The organism is Pseudomonas sp. RU47 (assembly GCF_004011755.1).
Classification (GTDB): domain Bacteria; phylum Pseudomonadota; class Gammaproteobacteria; order Pseudomonadales; family Pseudomonadaceae; genus Aquipseudomonas.
Genome location: NZ_CP022411.1, coordinates 6,534,460 through 6,549,726, shown reverse-complemented (window position 1 = coordinate 6,549,726; position 15,267 = coordinate 6,534,460). Strand labels below are relative to the sequence as shown.

Genomic DNA, 15,267 nt, shown 5'->3' with positions numbered 1-15,267 from the left:
GTTCCCACGCAGAGCGTGGGAACGATCTGTCGCGACATGCTGGCCTTTCATCCAATTGTCATATTTCAGCCATAGAGTGTTCACACGGCCTGCTGATACTTGGCCCCGACTTAACACACCCTATCTGCTAGGAGTAAGGCATGAAACTGAAGCGTTTGATGGCGGCAATGACTTTTGTCGCTGCTGGCGTTGCGACTGCCAACGCGGTTGCCGCTGTTGACCCTGCTATCCCGAGCTACACCAAGACCACTGGTGTGTCGGGCAACCTGTCCAGCGTCGGCTCCGATACCCTGGCCAACCTCATGACCCTCTGGGCTGAGAACTACAAAAAAGAATACCCGAACGTCAACATCCAGATTCAGGCCGCTGGCTCCGCCACTGCGCCACCTGCGCTGACTGAAGGCACCTCCAACCTGGGCCCGATGAGCCGCAAGATGAAGGACACCGAACTGGCGGCCTTCGAGCAGAAGTACGGCTACAAGCCAACCGCTATCCCGGTGGCCGTGGATGCCTTGGCTGTCTTCGTACACAAAGACAACCCGATCCAGCACCTGACCATGGAGCAGGTTGACGCGATCTTCTCGTCGACCCGTCTGTGTGGCGCCAAAGCCGACGTGAAAACCTGGGGCGACCTGGGCGTGACCGGCGACCTGGCCAACAAGCCAGTTCAGCTGTTCGGTCGTAACTCGGTATCCGGCACCTACGGCTACTTCAAAGAAGAAGCCCTGTGCAAAGGCGACTACAAACCAAACGTTAACGAACAACCTGGTTCGGCGTCGGTTGTGCAGTCGATCAGCTCCTCGCTGAACGGCATCGGTTACTCGGGCATCGGTTACAAGACTGCCAGCGTGAAGACCGTTCCTCTGGCCAAGAAAGGCAGCACCGACTTCATCGAAGACACCGAAGAAAACGCCCTGAACGGCAAGTACCCGCTGTCGCGTTTCCTCTACGTGTACGTCAACAAAGCCCCGAACAAGCCTCTGGCTCCGCTGGAAGCCGAGTTCGTGAAACTGGTGCTGTCGAAACAGGGCCAGGAAGTGGTAGTGAAAGACGGCTACATCCCTCTGCCAGCCAAGGTTGCTGCAAAAGCACTGGCTGACCTGGGTCTGCAGGAAGGCGGCGCTGTCGCAAAGAAGTAACAAATTGAGTCCGGAGTGAGCCCCACCGGACTCAGGTGAAAGGCCAGATCTGCGCGCAGACCGGCCTTTTACACACCTCAAATTTTTGATCCTCTGCCAGTCCCGCTGGCGGTGGATTTGCTGCGTCACTGCATTGTCATCTTTCTGTCATACAGGATCGCTAGGGTGAGCGCATGAATGATCTGGCCAATTCCCAAATGACTACTAATCCTCCCAAGCGCATTGATTTCAATACGCCTGAGCTGCAACGCAAGCGCCGCATTCGCGCGCTCAAGGATCGCTTCACCCGCTGGTACGTCCTCGTTGGCGGTCTCGCGGTACTGGCAGCCATCACCCTGATCTTCTTCTTCCTCGCCTACGTGGTTGCGCCGCTGTTCCAGGGTGCCGACCTGACCGCGAAAGACTCGATCACCCCAGCCTGGATGCAGGACGCCGGCAAGCCGCTGATGATTTCGCTCGAAGAGCAGAATCAGGTGGCCATGCGTGTTTCCGACAAGGGCCAGGCATTGTTCTTTGATATCGACAGTGGCGCTGAGCTGAAGCGCGTCGATCTGCCGGTGCCTGCCGGCGCCACCGTAACCTCGATTGGTGAAGACCAGCCGGGCCATCCGCTGGTGGCCGTGGGCCTGTCCAATGGTCAGGCGCTGGTGTTCCGCCACACCTATAAAGTCAGCTACCCCGATGGCAAGAAAACCATCAGCCCGGCCATCGAGTATCCGTACGGCGAGGCACCGATCGCGCTTAACGAAGCCGGTGGTGCGCTGGAGCATGTCAGCCTCAACGCCTCCGACACGACCCTGATGCTGGTCGGTTCGACCGGTTCGCAACTCAATGTGCTGTCGCTGACCAGCGAAGAAAACATGATGACTGGTGAAGTCACCAACGAGCAGAAGCGTATCGATCTGCCGCAGATGACTGAGCCGGTGAAAAACATCTTCGTCGACCCGCGCCAGCAATGGCTGTACGTGGTCAACGGTCGTGCCCAGGCCGATGTCTTCAGCCTGCGCGACAAGAGCCTCAACGGTCGCTACAAACTGCTGGAAAACGCCGACGCTGAAGTCACCGCAACCACGCAACTGGTCGGCGGTATCTCGCTGATCGTCGGTGACTCAAAAGGTGGTCTGGCCCAGTGGTTCATGGCCCGTGACACCGATGGTGAGCTGCGTCTTAAGCAGATCCGCACCTTCCAGATGGGCACCACGCCAATCGTTGAAATCAGTGCTGAAGAGCGTCGCAAAGGCTTTCTCGCGCTGGATGCCAGCGGCAAGCTCGGCGTGTTCCACAGCACCGCGCACCGCACCTTGCTGGTCGATCAGGTGGTTGAAGGCCAAGGCCTGTTCGGTCTGTCGCCACGCGCCAACCGCGTGATCGTCGAAGCCGGCGGCAAGCTGCAACCGTTGCTGCTCGACAACCCACACCCGGAAGTCTCGTGGAGCGCGCTGTGGAGCAAGGTCTGGTACGAGAACTACGACGAGCCTAAATACGTCTGGCAATCGACCGCCGCCAACACCGATTTCGAACCGAAACTGAGCCTGTCGCCACTGACCTTCGGCACCCTGAAAGCCGCGTTCTACGCGATGCTGCTGGCGGCACCGCTGGCCGTCGCTGCGGCAATCTACACCGCCTACTTCATGGCCCCGGGCATGCGCCGCAAGGTCAAACCGGTGATCGAGCTGATGGAAGCGATGCCGACGGTGATCCTCGGTTTCTTCGCCGGCCTGTTCCTCGCGCCGTATGTCGAAGGACATCTGCCGGGCATCTTCAGCCTGCTGATGTTGTTGCCGATCGGCATCCTGGTCGCCGGTTTCACCTTCAGTCGTCTGCCTGAATCGATCCGCCTGAAAGTCCCGGATGGCTGGGAAAGTGCGCTGCTGATTCCGGTGATTCTGTTCGTGGGCTGGCTGTCGCTGTACATGAGCCCGTTCATGGAGAACTGGTTCTTCGGCGGTGACATGCGCATGTGGATCTCCCACGACCTCGGCATCACCTACGACCAGCGCAACGCTTTGGTGGTGGGTCTGGCCATGGGCTTTGCGGTGATCCCGAACATCTATTCGATCGCTGAAGACGCCGTGTTCAGTGTGCCGCGCGGCCTGACCCTTGGCTCGCTGGCCCTCGGTGCTACGCCTTGGCAGACCATGACTCGCGTAGTGATCCTGACCGCCAGCCCGGGGATTTTCTCGGCGCTGATGATCGGCATGGGCCGTGCAGTCGGTGAAACCATGATCGTGCTGATGGCCACCGGTAACACCCCGGTCATGGAAATGAACCTGTTCGAAGGCCTGCGCACCCTGGCTGCCAACGTCGCGGTGGAAATGCCCGAGTCGGAAGTCGGCGGCAGCCACTACCGCGTGCTGTTCCTCTCGGCATTGGTGCTGCTGTTGTTCACCTTCGTCATGAACACCCTGGCAGAACTGATTCGTCAGCGTCTGCGCAAGAAATACTCGTCGCTTTAAGCAAAGGTAGAAGTCTGTGAAACAGAACTCCCTGAAAGGATGGTTCAAGAGCGGCGCCCCAGGCGTCTGGATCAGCGGTGGCGCGGTGTCCATCGCGGTCATCATGACCATTGGCCTGCTGGCCGTGATTGCCGTGCGCGGTCTGGGTCACTTCTGGCCGGCGGACCTGGTCCACGCCCATTACGACGTACCGGGCCAGGCCAATCACCTGGTCATCGGTGAAGTGGTACAGAAAGAAGAAGTGCCTCGCGCCCGTCTGAAGAGCGCCGGTTTGCCGGTGCCCGATGAAGGCCCGGAATTCATGACCCGCGAGCTGATCAAGGTCGGCAACCGTGATCTGAACGGCAACGACTTCACCTGGATCGTCGGCGAGTGGCTGACCAACCAGACCACGCCGCCAGAACTGATGGCGATCGAGCGTCGCGAGTGGGGCAATTTCTACGGCTACCTGGTCAACGTCAAACAGGATGGCAAAGTCATCGCCGAGGGCGAGGCCGCGTGGCCTGAGCTGCAGGCGCGAATCAACCGTGTGAACGGTCTGGCGGCACAACTGAAGTCGCTGGAAAAGACTGACATCGGTGCAATCAACGCAGGTCTGGAGCGCATCCGTCTGCACGGTCGCAAACTGGAACTGGAAGGCAAGCTCGACGCTACCGCGCAAGCGGACATGGAGTCCGAGCGTGCCGAGCTGAATGCGCGTTATCAGGACATCGAAGCGCGCCTGGCCGATCTGCATGCGCAGTTCAATCGCGATGCCTTGACCGCTCGTGATGCCAACGGCAAAGAGATCGAAATCGGTCTGGGCAAAGTGGTTCACGCCTACCAGCCGAACGCGATGAGCACCTTCACCAAGGTCGGCTTCTACTTCAGCAAGATCTGGGAATTCCTGTCGGACGACCCGCGTGAAGCGAACACCGAAGGCGGGATTTTCCCGGCGATCTTCGGCACCGTGATGATGACGTTGATCATGGCGATGATCGTCACCCCGTTCGGCGTGCTGGCGGCGGTGTACCTGCGGGAATACGCCAAGCAGAACACCCTGACGCGGATCATCCGTATCGCGGTGAACAACCTCGCTGGCGTTCCGGCGATCGTTTACGGCGTGTTCGGTCTGGGCTTCTTCGTTTATGTACTCGGTGGTTCGGTCGACCGTTTGTTCTTCCCCGAAGCACTGCCGGCGCCGACCTTCGGTACACCGGGTCTGCTTTGGGCATCGTTGACCCTGGCACTGCTGGCGGTGCCGGTGGTGATTGTGGCGACCGAGGAAGGTCTGGCGCGTATTCCACGTACCGTGCGTGAAGGCTCGTTGGCCCTCGGCGCGACCAAGGCTGAAACCCTTTGGAAGATTGTCATTCCGATGGCCAGCCCGGCAATGATGACCGGCATGATCCTCGCCGTGGCTCGCGCCGCGGGTGAAGTGGCGCCGCTGATGCTGGTGGGTGTGGTGAAACTGGCGCCGTCGCTGCCGGTGGACGGCAACTACCCGTACCTGCACCTGGATCAGAAGATCATGCACCTGGGCTTCCACATCTATGACGTCGGCTTCCAGAGCCCGAACGTCGAGGCGGCGCGTCCGCTGGTGTACGCCACGGCGCTGTTGCTGGTGCTGGTGATCGCCACGTTGAACCTGTCGGCGGTGTATATCCGCAACCACCTGCGTGAAAAATACAAAGCACTGGATAGCTGATTTTGCAGCACTGATTTTTATGTGGGAGCGAGCCTGCTCGCGAAGGCATCACCGCGGTTTCATAGACAAACCGCAGCGCCTGAATCGCCAGCAGGCTGGCTCCCACAAAAACCGAACCGAATTTGTTAGCACAGGGAGCCTCCCATGCAGCACGAAACACACACCCACGGCATCAACATGTCTGCCCTGGGCCGCGACAAGCAAAGCCTCAGTCTCGAGCAGGAAACCGTTGCCATCGAAGTGCCGGGCCTGAGCCTGTACTACGGTGAGAAACAAGCACTGTTCGACGTCAGCATGAACATCCCGAAACAGCGTGTGACCGCGTTCATCGGCCCGTCCGGCTGCGGTAAGTCGACGCTGCTGCGCACCTTCAACCGCATGAACGATCTGGTTGACGGCTGCCGCGTAGAAGGCGCGATCAACCTCTACGGCAACAACATCTATCGCAAGGGCGAAGACGTTGCCGAACTGCGTCGTCGCGTCGGCATGGTGTTCCAGAAGCCCAACCCGTTCCCGAAAACCATCTACGAAAACGTGGTTTACGGCCTGCGCATTCAGGGCATCAACAAGAAGCGCGTCCTTGACGAAGCGGTCGAGTGGGCGTTGAAAGGCGCGGCATTGTGGGACGAAGTCAAAGACCGTCTGCATGAATCGGCACTCGGCCTGTCCGGTGGTCAGCAACAGCGTCTGGTCATCGCCCGTACCATCGCGGTTGAGCCGGAAGTGCTGCTGCTCGACGAGCCGTGCTCGGCCCTCGACCCGATCTCGACGCTGAAAGTCGAAGAGCTGATCTACGAGCTGAAGTCCAAGTTCACCATCGTCATCGTGACCCACAACATGCAACAGGCCGCGCGGGTGTCCGACTACACGGCGTTCATGTACATGGGCAAACTGGTGGAATTCGGCGACACCGATACCCTGTTCACCAATCCGGCGAAGAAGCAGACCGAAGATTACATCACCGGTCGTTATGGCTGATTGAAGCGGCTGCGAGCGGCAAGCTTCAAGCGGCAAGTTAGAAGCGAAGCGGCATGGATCACCACATAACAGCTTGCAGCTTGTAGCTAGCAGCTCTTGGTTAAACGCTTTTTCGGAGCGAATGCATGATTTCCAAAGAAGGTCTTACCCACCACATCTCCGCGCAGTTCAACGCTGAGCTTGAGGAAGTGCGCAGCCACCTCCTGGCCATGGGCGGGCTGGTCGAGAAGCAGGTCAACGACGCGGTGACCGCGCTGATCGAGGCCGACTCCGGCCTGGCTCAGCAGGTGCGCGAGATCGACGACCAGATCAACCAGATGGAACGCAACATCGACGAAGAATGCCTGCGCATTCTTGCCCGTCGTCAACCGGCGGCGTCCGACCTGCGTTTGATCATCAGCATTTCCAAGTCGGTGATCGACCTTGAGCGCATCGGTGACGAGGCGACCAAGATCGCTCGTCGTGCGATTCAGCTGTGCGAAGAAGGCGAAGCGCCGCGCGGTTACGTCGAGGTTCGCCACATCGGCGACCAGGTACGCAACATGGTCCGTGATGCGCTGGACGCGTTTGCCCGTTTCGACGCCGATCTGGCGTTGTCGGTGGCGCAGTACGACAAGATCATCGACCGCGAATACAAGACCGCGCTGCGCGAGCTGGCGACCTACATGATGGAAGACCCGCGCTCTATCTCGCGGGTCTTGAGCATCATCTGGGTGCTGCGTTCGCTGGAACGCATCGGCGACCACGCGCGCAATATCTCCGAATTGGTCATTTACCTGGTGCGCGGCACCGACGTGCGCCACATGGGCCTCAAGCGCATGAAGGAAGAAGTTGAAGGCACAAGCGGCGAAACCGCTAATGTTCCGGGCAATGCTGACGATAAGTAAGATTGCCTGAGAAAAGCGCCCGGCCCTTTGGCCGGGCGTTTTTGTTTGTGCTTTTCACAAGGCAGATCGAATTAAAAAGCAGCACCCGCGAACGAAAAGTCCCGGCGTGACTGAAGAGTTTTGGCAATGTGCCATCAGCCAGCGTTATGCTTGCCGGGATTTTAATAGGGGTGTTGGATGAGCAAGATCAGTGTGTTGGTCGTGGACGATGCTTCGTTCATTCGTGACCTGGTGAAAAAGTGCCTGCGTAATTACTTCCCGGGGATCCGCACCGAGGACGCCGTCAACGGTAAAAAGGCTCAGGCCATGCTGGCCAGAGAAGCCTTCGACCTGGTCCTGTGCGACTGGGAAATGCCGGAAATGTCCGGTCTCGAGCTGCTGACCTGGTGCCGCGAGCAAGACAACCTCAAGACCATGCCGTTCGTCATGGTCACCAGCCGTGGCGACAAGGAAAACGTCGTGCAGGCGATTCAGGCCGGTGTTTCCGGCTACGTCAGCAAGCCGTTCACCAACGAGCAACTGCTGACCAAGGTCAAGCAGGCGCTGAACAAGGTCGGCAAACTCGACACCCTGATGAACAGCGCGCCGACCAAGATGAACTCGGCGTTCGGCAACGATTCCCTGAGCGCCTTGACCGGCGGCAAGCCTGCCGTGGTCGGCGGCGCTCCGGCAGCGGCGGCGGTCAACCCGTTTGCCAAACCGGTTGCTGCCGCGCCAGCGCCCGCTGCTGCGCCATCCCGTGGATTGCTCAACAGCCCTCCGGTCAAGGCACCCGCCGCCGCGTCGGCACCGGCCAGCGGTCGCGGCCAAGGCCAATTGCGTCTGCCAAGCGGTACTCAGCAATGCGTGATCAAGGCCCTGAGCATCAAGGAAGCGTTGTTGGTGGTGAAACGCACCGACACCCTGCCGCAGATCCTCGACAGCGCCGTGCTCGATCTGGAGCAGGGCGACAACGCCGAAATCGCCCGTCTCAACGGTTACTTGCACGCGGTTGTCGCGTTCGAGCCGAAACCGGACAGCGACTGGCTGCAACTGACCTTCCGTTTCGTCGATCAGGACGCTCAGAAGCTCGACTACATCTCCCGCCTGATCGCACGCGGCACGGCGCAGAAGCACTTCGTTCCGGGCGCGTGATCTTCGTCGCCTGACAGTCCGCTATCGCGAGCAGGCTCGCTCCCACCCTGGAATGCATTCCAAATGTGGGAGCGAGCCTGCTCGCGAAGGGGCCATCACTTACGACTTACATTTTCCAGACTGCCCAATTTGAAACATCTGTCGACTAGCCTGGTCTGCTTCACCTGCTAGGCTCATTTCCAGGCCTTCCTTTCGACAGACTCTTGCCCATGCTCGCGCGCCTGCTGTTTTTCTGTGGTCTCTTCATGGCCTCCACCTCGGCTGTGGCCATGACCATTTACAAATCCACCGATGCCAACGGCGTGGTCTCGTACAGTGACCGGCCGAGCAAAGGCGCGCAGGTGTTCGTTTTTCAGGACCGCATGGTCGAGCGCCTGGAGCGTCAGGTGTACCTCGACATCAAAAAGCAGAAGGGTGCCGATGTGGTCTTCGTGCGCAACGATCTGTATGCGCCGGTCGAGGTGGCGCTGGCGTTCACCGGGATGAGCAATGTGCGCGGCGCGCCGGCACAAACCATCCGCCGGGTGCTGCCGGCGCGCAGCAATACGCGGTTGGCATTGCTGACGGCGGTGTCCGGCAAGCAGCCGCTGGTGTACACGCCGCAATTTCACTATTCCCTCGGTGACCCCGCTGGAACCGCACAGGGCTATCGTTATCCGCTGCCATGGCGCGGTGGGCCGTTTCGCCTGAGTCAGGGCGCCAACGGCCAATACAGCCACTACGGGCCGAAGAACAAGTACGCGATGGACATCGCCATGCCGGTCGGCACGCCGATCATTGCCGCGCGGGCCGGGGTGGTGGTGAAGACCGAGAATTCCCAGAGCGGGCGCGGTAATGATGCTTCCGGCAATTTCGTGCGGGTGCTACACGACGACGGCACCATGGGCGTGTACCTGCACCTCAAACAAGGTTCGGTGAGCGTGCGCGAGGGGCAAAGGGTGACGGTGGGCAGTCCGTTGGCGCTGTCAGGCAACACTGGCAACAGCAGCGGCCCGCATTTGCACTTTGTTGTGCAGCGCAATACGGGGGATGGGTTGGTGTCGATTCCGTATCAGTTCAACCAGCCGCTGGGGGCGTTGCCCAACTTTGCGTTGGGCAAACAGTGATGAGGTATCTGATCTGACGCCTTCGCGAGCAGGCTCGCTCCCACCCTGGAATGCATTTCAACTGTGGGAGCGAGCCTGCTCGCGAAGGAATCGGCGCGGTGCCGGATCAGCCCATCAATCCAGCATCAACACCTTCGCCAGCACAATCTTCGGCCCTTTCATCTTCTTGATGATGATCCGCAGGCCTTCGACTTCCAGCACTTCTTCCTCTTCCGGCACCCGTTTCAGGGTTTCGTAGACCAGCCCGGCGAGGGTTTCCGCTTCGATGTGATCAAGGTCGATGCCCAGCAGGCGTTCCACCTTGAACAGCGGCGTGTCACCACGCACCAAGAGCTTGCCCGGCTGATAGGCGAGGATCCCGCGCTCAGCCTTGCGGTGTTCGTCCTGAATGTCGCCGACCAGCACTTCCAGCACGTCTTCCATGGTCAGGTAGCCGATGATGTTGCCGTCAGCCTCCTCGACCACGGCGAAGTGCGAGCCGCCCTTGCGGAACTGCTCCAGCAACTGCGACAGCGGCATGTGCCGTGACACGCGCTCCAGCGGGCGGGTCAGTTCAGCCAGGTTGAACGACTCGGGAATGTGGTCCAGCGCCGCCAGTTCCAGCAGCAGATCCTTGATGTGCAGCAGGCCGACGAACTCCTGACGCTCGCTGTCGTACACCGGATAACGGCTGAACTTGTGGCGACGGAACATCGCCAGGATTTCTTTCAGCGGTGCGTTGAATTCCAGCGTGATCAGGTCTTCGCGGGAGTTGGCCCAGTCGACCACTTCCAGCTCGCCCATTTCCACCGCCGACGCTAATACACGCATGCCCTGATCGCTCGGATCCTGGCCACGGCTGGAGTGCAGGATCAGTTTCAGTTCTTCGCGGCTGTAATGGTGTTCGTGGTGCGGGCCGGGTTCGCCCTGACCGGCGATACGCAGAATCGCGTTGGCGCTGGCGTTGAGCAGGTAGATCGCCGGGTACATCGCCCAGTAGAACAGGTACAGCGGCACCGCCGTCCACAGCGACAGCAGCTCGGGTTTACGGATCGCCCAGGATTTCGGGGCCAGTTCGCCGACCACGATGTGCAGGTACGAAATGATGAAGAACGCGGTGAAGAACGACACACCTTTGACGATCTCCGGCGACTGCACGCCGACCGCGCTCAGCAGCGGTTCGAGGATGTGTGCGAACGCCGGCTCACCAACCCAGCCAAGGCCAAGCGAGGCGAGGGTGATACCGAGCTGGCACGCCGAGAGGTACGCATCGAGCTGACTGTGCACGGTGCGCAGGATATGCCCGCGCCAGCCGTTCTGTTCAGCGATGGCCTCGACCCGGGTCGAGCGCAGTTTGACCATGGCGAATTCCGCCGCAACGAAAAAGCCGTTGAGCAAAACCAGGATCAGAGCGAAAAGGATCATGCCGAAGTCGGCGAAAATTGTAGCGAGGGACAAGCCAGGGGAAGGGTCCATGATGGAGTTTTGCGGGTTCCGTGTGATTCAAAAGAGAGAAAAGTCGCGCCTGAAAGGCAGGCACAAGTCAGCCAATGTAGCGGCTGACCTGGCGATTGCCTAGTGCGACATTACTCAGCGGCGCTGATCGCCCGCGCCTGGGCCACCTGAGCCGGGGCGAAATGGCAGGTGAACGTGCTGCCGTGACCGGGCACGCTGCTGATCTCCATGCGTGCGCGGTGGCGCAGCAACACGTGCTTGACGATGGCCAGACCCAGGCCAGTGCCGCCAGTGTTGGAGTTGCGGCTGGAGTCGACGCGGTAGAAGCGTTCGGTCAGGCGCGGCAAGTGTTTGCTGTCGATGCCGATCCCGGAATCCTGCACGCTCAGGTGCGCGCCCTGATCGTCACCCCACCAGCGAATGCGGATGTTGCCCTCGGCCGGGGTGTATTTCACCGCGTTGAACACCAGATTGGAAAATGCGCTGCGCAACTCCGCTTCGCTGCCCTTGAGCAACAGGCTGACATCGGCTTCGAGGCTGATGCGTTGGTTCTTCGCGCCGGACAATTGCTGCGCATCGCTCTTGATCGATTGCAGCAGGGTGTCGACCTGCACCGGCTGGTTGTCCGACGGGTAATCAGTGGCTTCGAGTTTCGCCAGCAACAACAAATCGTTGAGCAGCGTCTGCATGCGTCCGCCCTGTTGTTGCATCTGCTGCAGAGCGCGACTCCAGCGCGGGTTCACTTCTTCGACGTTGTCGAGCAGGGTTTCCAGATAGCCGCAGATCACCGTCAGCGGCGTGCGCAATTCGTGGGAGACGTTGGCGATGAAGTCTTTGCGCATCTGTTCCAGCTGATGGATACGCGTGACGTCGCGCACCAGCATCAGGTGTTCATTGTTGCCGTAGCGGGTCAGGTACAGCTGAATGCGCACGCGATCGTTGGTTGGCGAGGGGATTTCCAGCGGCTCGGCGTAGCTGTCCTGCTCGAAGTATTCCTTGAAGCGCGGATGGCGCACGAGGTTGGTCACCGGTTGGCCACTGTCCTGCGGGGTCTTGAGGCCGAGCAGGGTTTCGGCGGCGCGGTTCCACCATTCCAGGTTGCCGTCACTGTCGAGCATGATCACCGCGTCTTTCAGCGCGGCGGTGGATTCCTGCACCCGGTCGATCACCGCTTGCAGGCGCCCGCGTACGCGTTGATCACGGCGTTGCAGGTGGTAGATGCTGTCGAACACCTCGCCCCACAGCCCATAGCCGTCGGGCGGTGCTTCATCGGGTTGGTGCTGGCGCAGCCACTCGTGCAGCCGCAGCAATTGCTTGAGCGTCCAGCCCAGATAAATCCCCAGACCCGCCGCGAGGCTCCAGCCGTAATAGCCGGTGATCAGGCCGATCACCAGGCAGGCGGTGACCAGCAGCAGCATGTGGCGAATCAGGGTGCCATGCCAATTTTGATTCACGGGGGCGTCCTTAGCCGCAGCTTCAAGTTTCAAGCTGCAAGCTACAAGTCAGAGCGGCTCGCTGTTACTTGCCGCTTGTAGCTAGAAGCTTGCAGCTGTTTTTTTATGCTTTGGTGGAAAACCGGTAGCCGGTGCCGCGCACGGTTTGTACCAGATTTTCGTAGGCGTCGCCGAGGGCCTTGCGCAGGCGGCGGATGTGCACGTCGACGGTGCGTTCTTCAACGTAGACGTTGCCGCCCCAGACCTGATCCAGCAACTGGCCACGGGTGTAGGCGCGTTCCTGGTGGGTCATGAAGAATTGCAGCAGACGGTATTCGGTCGGGCCCATCTCGGCCGGTTTGCCGTCGATGGTCACGCGGTGGCTGATCGGGTCGAGCAACAGGCCGCCAACTTCGATCGGCGCTTCGCCGTCGGTCGGACCGGCGCGGCGCAGCACGGCTTTGAGACGGGCGACCAGTTCGCGTGGGGAAAACGGTTTGGTGATGTAGTCGTCGGCGCCGACTTCCAGACCCTGGATCTTGTTGTCCTCTTCGCCCTTGGCGGTGAGCATGATGATCGGGATGTCCCCGGTCAGTTCATCGCGCTTCAGGCGACGGGCCAGTTCGATACCGGAGGTGCCGGGCAGCATCCAGTCGAGCAGGATCAGGTCCGGCTTGCGGTCGACGATGATGGCGTGGGCCTGCTGCGAGTTCTCTGCCTCGAGGCAGTCATAGCCGGCCATTTCCAACGCAACGGCGATCATTTCGCGAATGGGCGCTTCGTCGTCGACGATCAGAATGCTCCTGCCAACCATGCCTTAATCCTCTTGTCATTTAACTGTCTTGCGCCGCATTAGATAACGGAATTATTGCAGTCGTGTGACAGTATTTTCGCCCGGCGGCGATTGTGCAAATCCTCAACTAAGCTCTAAGTCCGAATCCTGACAACCACAAAAGAAGGTTTCCATGACTCAAATGACTGTTTCTTTCAAAGCCCTGCTGATGGCTGCGGCCCTGACATTGCCTGGATTTGCACTGGCTGCGGATCCGGCGATGGAGAAGGACGGCATGTACACCGACCACAAGGGCATGACCCTGTATACCTTCGCCAAAGACTCTGCGGGCAAGTCCATGTGCAATGACAAGTGCGCAACGAACTGGCCGCCGTTGATGGCGGCGGCGGGTGACAAGTCGATGGGTGACTGGACTGTCATCAAACGTGACGACGGCTCAATGCAATGGGCCTATCAAGGCATGCCGCTGTACACCTTCGTGATGGACAAGAAAGCCGGCGACATGACCGGTGACGGCAAAATGGACGGTGCCTGGAAAGTCGCCAAAGCCAAGTAAACGCGGTCCCCTGTAGGAGTGAGCCTGCTCGCGATAGCGGTGTATCAGTCGGCATTTTCGTTAACTGACACACCGCTATCGCGAGCAGGCTCACTCCTACATTGATTGGTGTTTAGCGCAACGCGTAATCCAGCACGATCCCGACGAAAATCGCCAACCCGGCCCAGTGGTTGTGCAAAAACGCCTTGAAACAACGCATGCGGTCACGATCGCGGGTGTACCAGAATTCCCAGGCATAACAGCCAGCAGCCACCAGCAAGCCAAGATGGAACCAGATTCCCAACTCGAATTTCGACCCCGCCAGCAGCAGGCACCCCAGCGACAACGCCTGCAAGCTCAGGATGATCACCCGATCCGCCTCGCCGAAGAGAATCGCCGTCGACTTCACACCAATCTTCAAATCGTCATCGCGATCGGTCATCGCGTAATAGGTGTCGTAACCCACCGTCCACAGCAGGTTGGCGATCCACAGCAGCCACGCTGCCGCCGGCAACTCACCGGTCTCGGCCGTGAACGCCATCGGCATGCCCCACGAGAACGCCGCGCCCAGCACCACTTGCGGGTAATAGGTGTAGCGCTTCATGAACGGATACGTGAATGCCAGCGCCAAACCGCCCAGCGACAGCCAAATGGTCGGTGCGTTGGTGCACAGCACCAGCAGAAAACTCACGCCCATCAACAGGGCGAAGAACACCAGCGCTTCTTTCGAGCTGATTCTGCCCGCAGCCAATGGCCGTTGCGCGGTGCGCTTGACGTGGCCGTCGACCTTGCGATCAGCCCAGTCGTTGATCACGCAGCCGCCGGCGCGGGTCAGCACCACGCCGAGGACGAAAATCACCACATTGGCCAGCGACGGCGAGCCCTTGCCGGCAATCCACAACGCCCATAGGGTCGGCCATAGCAGCAGGTAAATGCCGATCGGCTTGTCCATCCGCGTCAACTGAATGAAATCCCAGGCACGCGGGTTCAAGCGATTCAGCGACTTGAGCAGGCTCTGATACATCAGCAGTTCTCCGGATGGGCGCGGGCGGCATTCCACAGGCTCGGCAGGAAGATTTCCGCAACCAGGACGCTCAGCGCGCCACGATCAAAGCGCGAACGCCGGCCCCACAGCTCAGGCGCTTTTGCGTCTTGTGGCAGCCATTGTTCAGGGTAGTGGCAAACTTCGAGGGCGCGGCGCTGGAACGCCTGATCGCAAAACAGCAATTCGCCCAGCGAGCGGCTGCCCAGCTCATCCATGTGCAAACCGTCGCCCTGCAAGGCTTCGCGCGATGCCACGCTGCGGGCAAACACCCAGGCTTCGCCGTGGCCGCGCAAATACACTTCGCGCACCCAGCCTTCGCTGCCATCGGCCAGATCCAGCGCGGCACATTCGTCAGCGCGCAGGGTGTCCCAGCCTTCGAACAGCGGCGTGACGCTGAAGCCATCGCTGGACAGCCGGGTCAGGCGGCGGGTGAGGGAGCCTTCGTCGAACAGCCAATCGAGGGTCAACGAATCGGGGAGGGGCGTCAGTCGGCTTTGGGTCAGCCAGAGCGGGGTCGGGCAGGCATTTGAATGTTGCACAATGAGTCATTATTGGCCGCAAATGAGGCGGCGAGCTTACCATGGCGAGCTGCGCTATTGATTGATCCGGGGCGCCATTGCGCCGAACAGGCTTGCATCTG

General features: G+C 60.0%; 13 protein-coding genes. 8 read left to right on the top strand and 5 right to left on the bottom strand.

The genetic code is table 11. The annotated features are described in order from the left end of the window. Nucleotides 1–140 precede the first annotated feature (140 nt). The 7 genes from CCX46_RS30105 to CCX46_RS30075 all read left to right on the top strand — a co-directional run bounded on the left by CCX46_RS30105 (nucleotide 141) and on the right by CCX46_RS30075 (nucleotide 9,387). On the top strand, nucleotides 141–1,139 hold the full coding sequence (locus CCX46_RS30105; RefSeq protein ID WP_122660264.1) for a phosphate ABC transporter substrate-binding protein PstS: 999 nt from the start codon (nucleotides 141–143) through the stop codon (nucleotides 1,137–1,139). A 422-nt stretch (nucleotides 1,140–1,561) separates the two neighbouring features. After that, a complete protein-coding gene (locus tag CCX46_RS30100) occupies nucleotides 1,562–3,595 on the top strand; it encodes an ABC transporter permease subunit (protein ID WP_174245149.1) in 2,034 nt (677 codons plus the stop codon). Between the two features lie 16 nt (nucleotides 3,596–3,611). Further along, nucleotides 3,612–5,282 (top strand): phosphate ABC transporter permease PstA, encoded by a 1,671-nt coding sequence (pstA, locus tag CCX46_RS30095; RefSeq protein WP_007920248.1) that lies wholly within the window; start codon nucleotides 3,612–3,614, stop codon nucleotides 5,280–5,282. Between the two features lie 144 nt (nucleotides 5,283–5,426). Continuing rightward, nucleotides 5,427–6,260, top strand: coding sequence for a phosphate ABC transporter ATP-binding protein PstB (gene pstB, locus CCX46_RS30090; protein ID WP_034152104.1), 834 nt, complete (start codon nucleotides 5,427–5,429; stop codon nucleotides 6,258–6,260). Between the two features lie 125 nt (nucleotides 6,261–6,385). Beyond that, nucleotides 6,386–7,147: a phosphate signaling complex protein PhoU gene (phoU, locus tag CCX46_RS30085; RefSeq protein WP_016985766.1), complete on the top strand. Its 762-nt coding sequence runs from the start codon at nucleotides 6,386–6,388 to the stop codon at nucleotides 7,145–7,147. 177 nt (nucleotides 7,148–7,324) lie between these two features. After that, nucleotides 7,325–8,281, top strand: a complete 957-nt coding sequence (locus tag CCX46_RS30080) for a response regulator (protein WP_095119764.1) — start codon at nucleotides 7,325–7,327, stop codon at nucleotides 8,279–8,281. Between the two features lie 209 nt (nucleotides 8,282–8,490). Further along, on the top strand, nucleotides 8,491–9,387 hold the full coding sequence (locus CCX46_RS30075) for a peptidoglycan DD-metalloendopeptidase family protein (RefSeq protein WP_127930266.1): 897 nt from the start codon (nucleotides 8,491–8,493) through the stop codon (nucleotides 9,385–9,387). Between the two features lie 114 nt (nucleotides 9,388–9,501). Here the strand turns inward: CCX46_RS30075 and CCX46_RS30070 are convergent, their stop codons facing one another. The 3 genes from CCX46_RS30070 to phoB form a co-directional block, all read right to left on the bottom strand. Next, nucleotides 9,502–10,842 (bottom strand): hemolysin family protein, encoded by a 1,341-nt coding sequence (locus CCX46_RS30070; protein ID WP_095119766.1) that lies wholly within the window; start codon nucleotides 10,840–10,842, stop codon nucleotides 9,502–9,504. A gap of 110 nt (nucleotides 10,843–10,952) precedes the next feature. After that, nucleotides 10,953–12,239: a phosphate regulon sensor histidine kinase PhoR gene (gene phoR / locus CCX46_RS30065; protein WP_238704425.1), complete on the bottom strand. Its 1,287-nt coding sequence runs from the start codon at nucleotides 12,237–12,239 to the stop codon at nucleotides 10,953–10,955. Nucleotides 12,240–12,378: 139 nt separating this feature from the next. Next, nucleotides 12,379–13,068, bottom strand: a complete 690-nt coding sequence (gene phoB / locus CCX46_RS30060; RefSeq protein ID WP_007896474.1) for a phosphate regulon transcriptional regulator PhoB — start codon at nucleotides 13,066–13,068, stop codon at nucleotides 12,379–12,381. A gap of 151 nt (nucleotides 13,069–13,219) precedes the next feature. Between phoB and CCX46_RS30055 the strand changes: the two genes are divergently transcribed. Next, nucleotides 13,220–13,603, top strand: coding sequence for a COG4315 family predicted lipoprotein (locus tag CCX46_RS30055; RefSeq protein WP_127930264.1), 384 nt, complete (start codon nucleotides 13,220–13,222; stop codon nucleotides 13,601–13,603). A gap of 112 nt (nucleotides 13,604–13,715) precedes the next feature. On the opposite strand, the gene ubiA is transcribed toward CCX46_RS30055, so the two are convergent. Together ubiA and CCX46_RS30045 are read right to left on the bottom strand one after the other, a co-directional pair. Further along, a complete protein-coding gene (ubiA, locus tag CCX46_RS30050; RefSeq protein ID WP_127930263.1) occupies nucleotides 13,716–14,606 on the bottom strand; it encodes a 4-hydroxybenzoate octaprenyltransferase in 891 nt (296 codons plus the stop codon). Further along, nucleotides 14,606–15,166, bottom strand: coding sequence for a chorismate--pyruvate lyase family protein (locus CCX46_RS30045; RefSeq protein WP_127930262.1), 561 nt, complete (start codon nucleotides 15,164–15,166; stop codon nucleotides 14,606–14,608). Before CCX46_RS30045 ends, ubiA begins: the two co-directional genes overlap by 1 nt. Nucleotides 15,167–15,267: the final 101 nt, after the last annotated feature.

Coding starts and splice junctions, on each gene's coding strand:
- CCX46_RS30105 (WP_122660264.1), top strand. CDS start 141: ATGAAACTGAAGCGTTTGATGGCGGCAATGACTTTTGTCGCTGCTGGC.
- CCX46_RS30100 (WP_174245149.1), top strand. CDS start 1,562: ATGCAGGACGCCGGCAAGCCGCTGATGATTTCGCTCGAAGAGCAGAAT.
- pstB (WP_034152104.1), top strand. CDS start 5,427: ATGCAGCACGAAACACACACCCACGGCATCAACATGTCTGCCCTGGGC.
- phoU (WP_016985766.1), top strand. CDS start 6,386: ATGATTTCCAAAGAAGGTCTTACCCACCACATCTCCGCGCAGTTCAAC.
- CCX46_RS30080 (WP_095119764.1), top strand. CDS start 7,325: ATGAGCAAGATCAGTGTGTTGGTCGTGGACGATGCTTCGTTCATTCGT.
- CCX46_RS30075 (WP_127930266.1), top strand. CDS start 8,491: ATGCTCGCGCGCCTGCTGTTTTTCTGTGGTCTCTTCATGGCCTCCACC.
- CCX46_RS30070 (WP_095119766.1), bottom strand. CDS start 10,842: ATGGACCCTTCCCCTGGCTTGTCCCTCGCTACAATTTTCGCCGACTTC.
- phoR (WP_238704425.1), bottom strand. CDS start 12,239: ATGCTGCTGCTGGTCACCGCCTGCCTGGTGATCGGCCTGATCACCGGC.
- phoB (WP_007896474.1), bottom strand. CDS start 13,068: ATGGTTGGCAGGAGCATTCTGATCGTCGACGACGAAGCGCCCATTCGC.
- CCX46_RS30055 (WP_127930264.1), top strand. CDS start 13,220: ATGACTCAAATGACTGTTTCTTTCAAAGCCCTGCTGATGGCTGCGGCC.
- ubiA (WP_127930263.1), bottom strand. CDS start 14,606: ATGTATCAGAGCCTGCTCAAGTCGCTGAATCGCTTGAACCCGCGTGCC.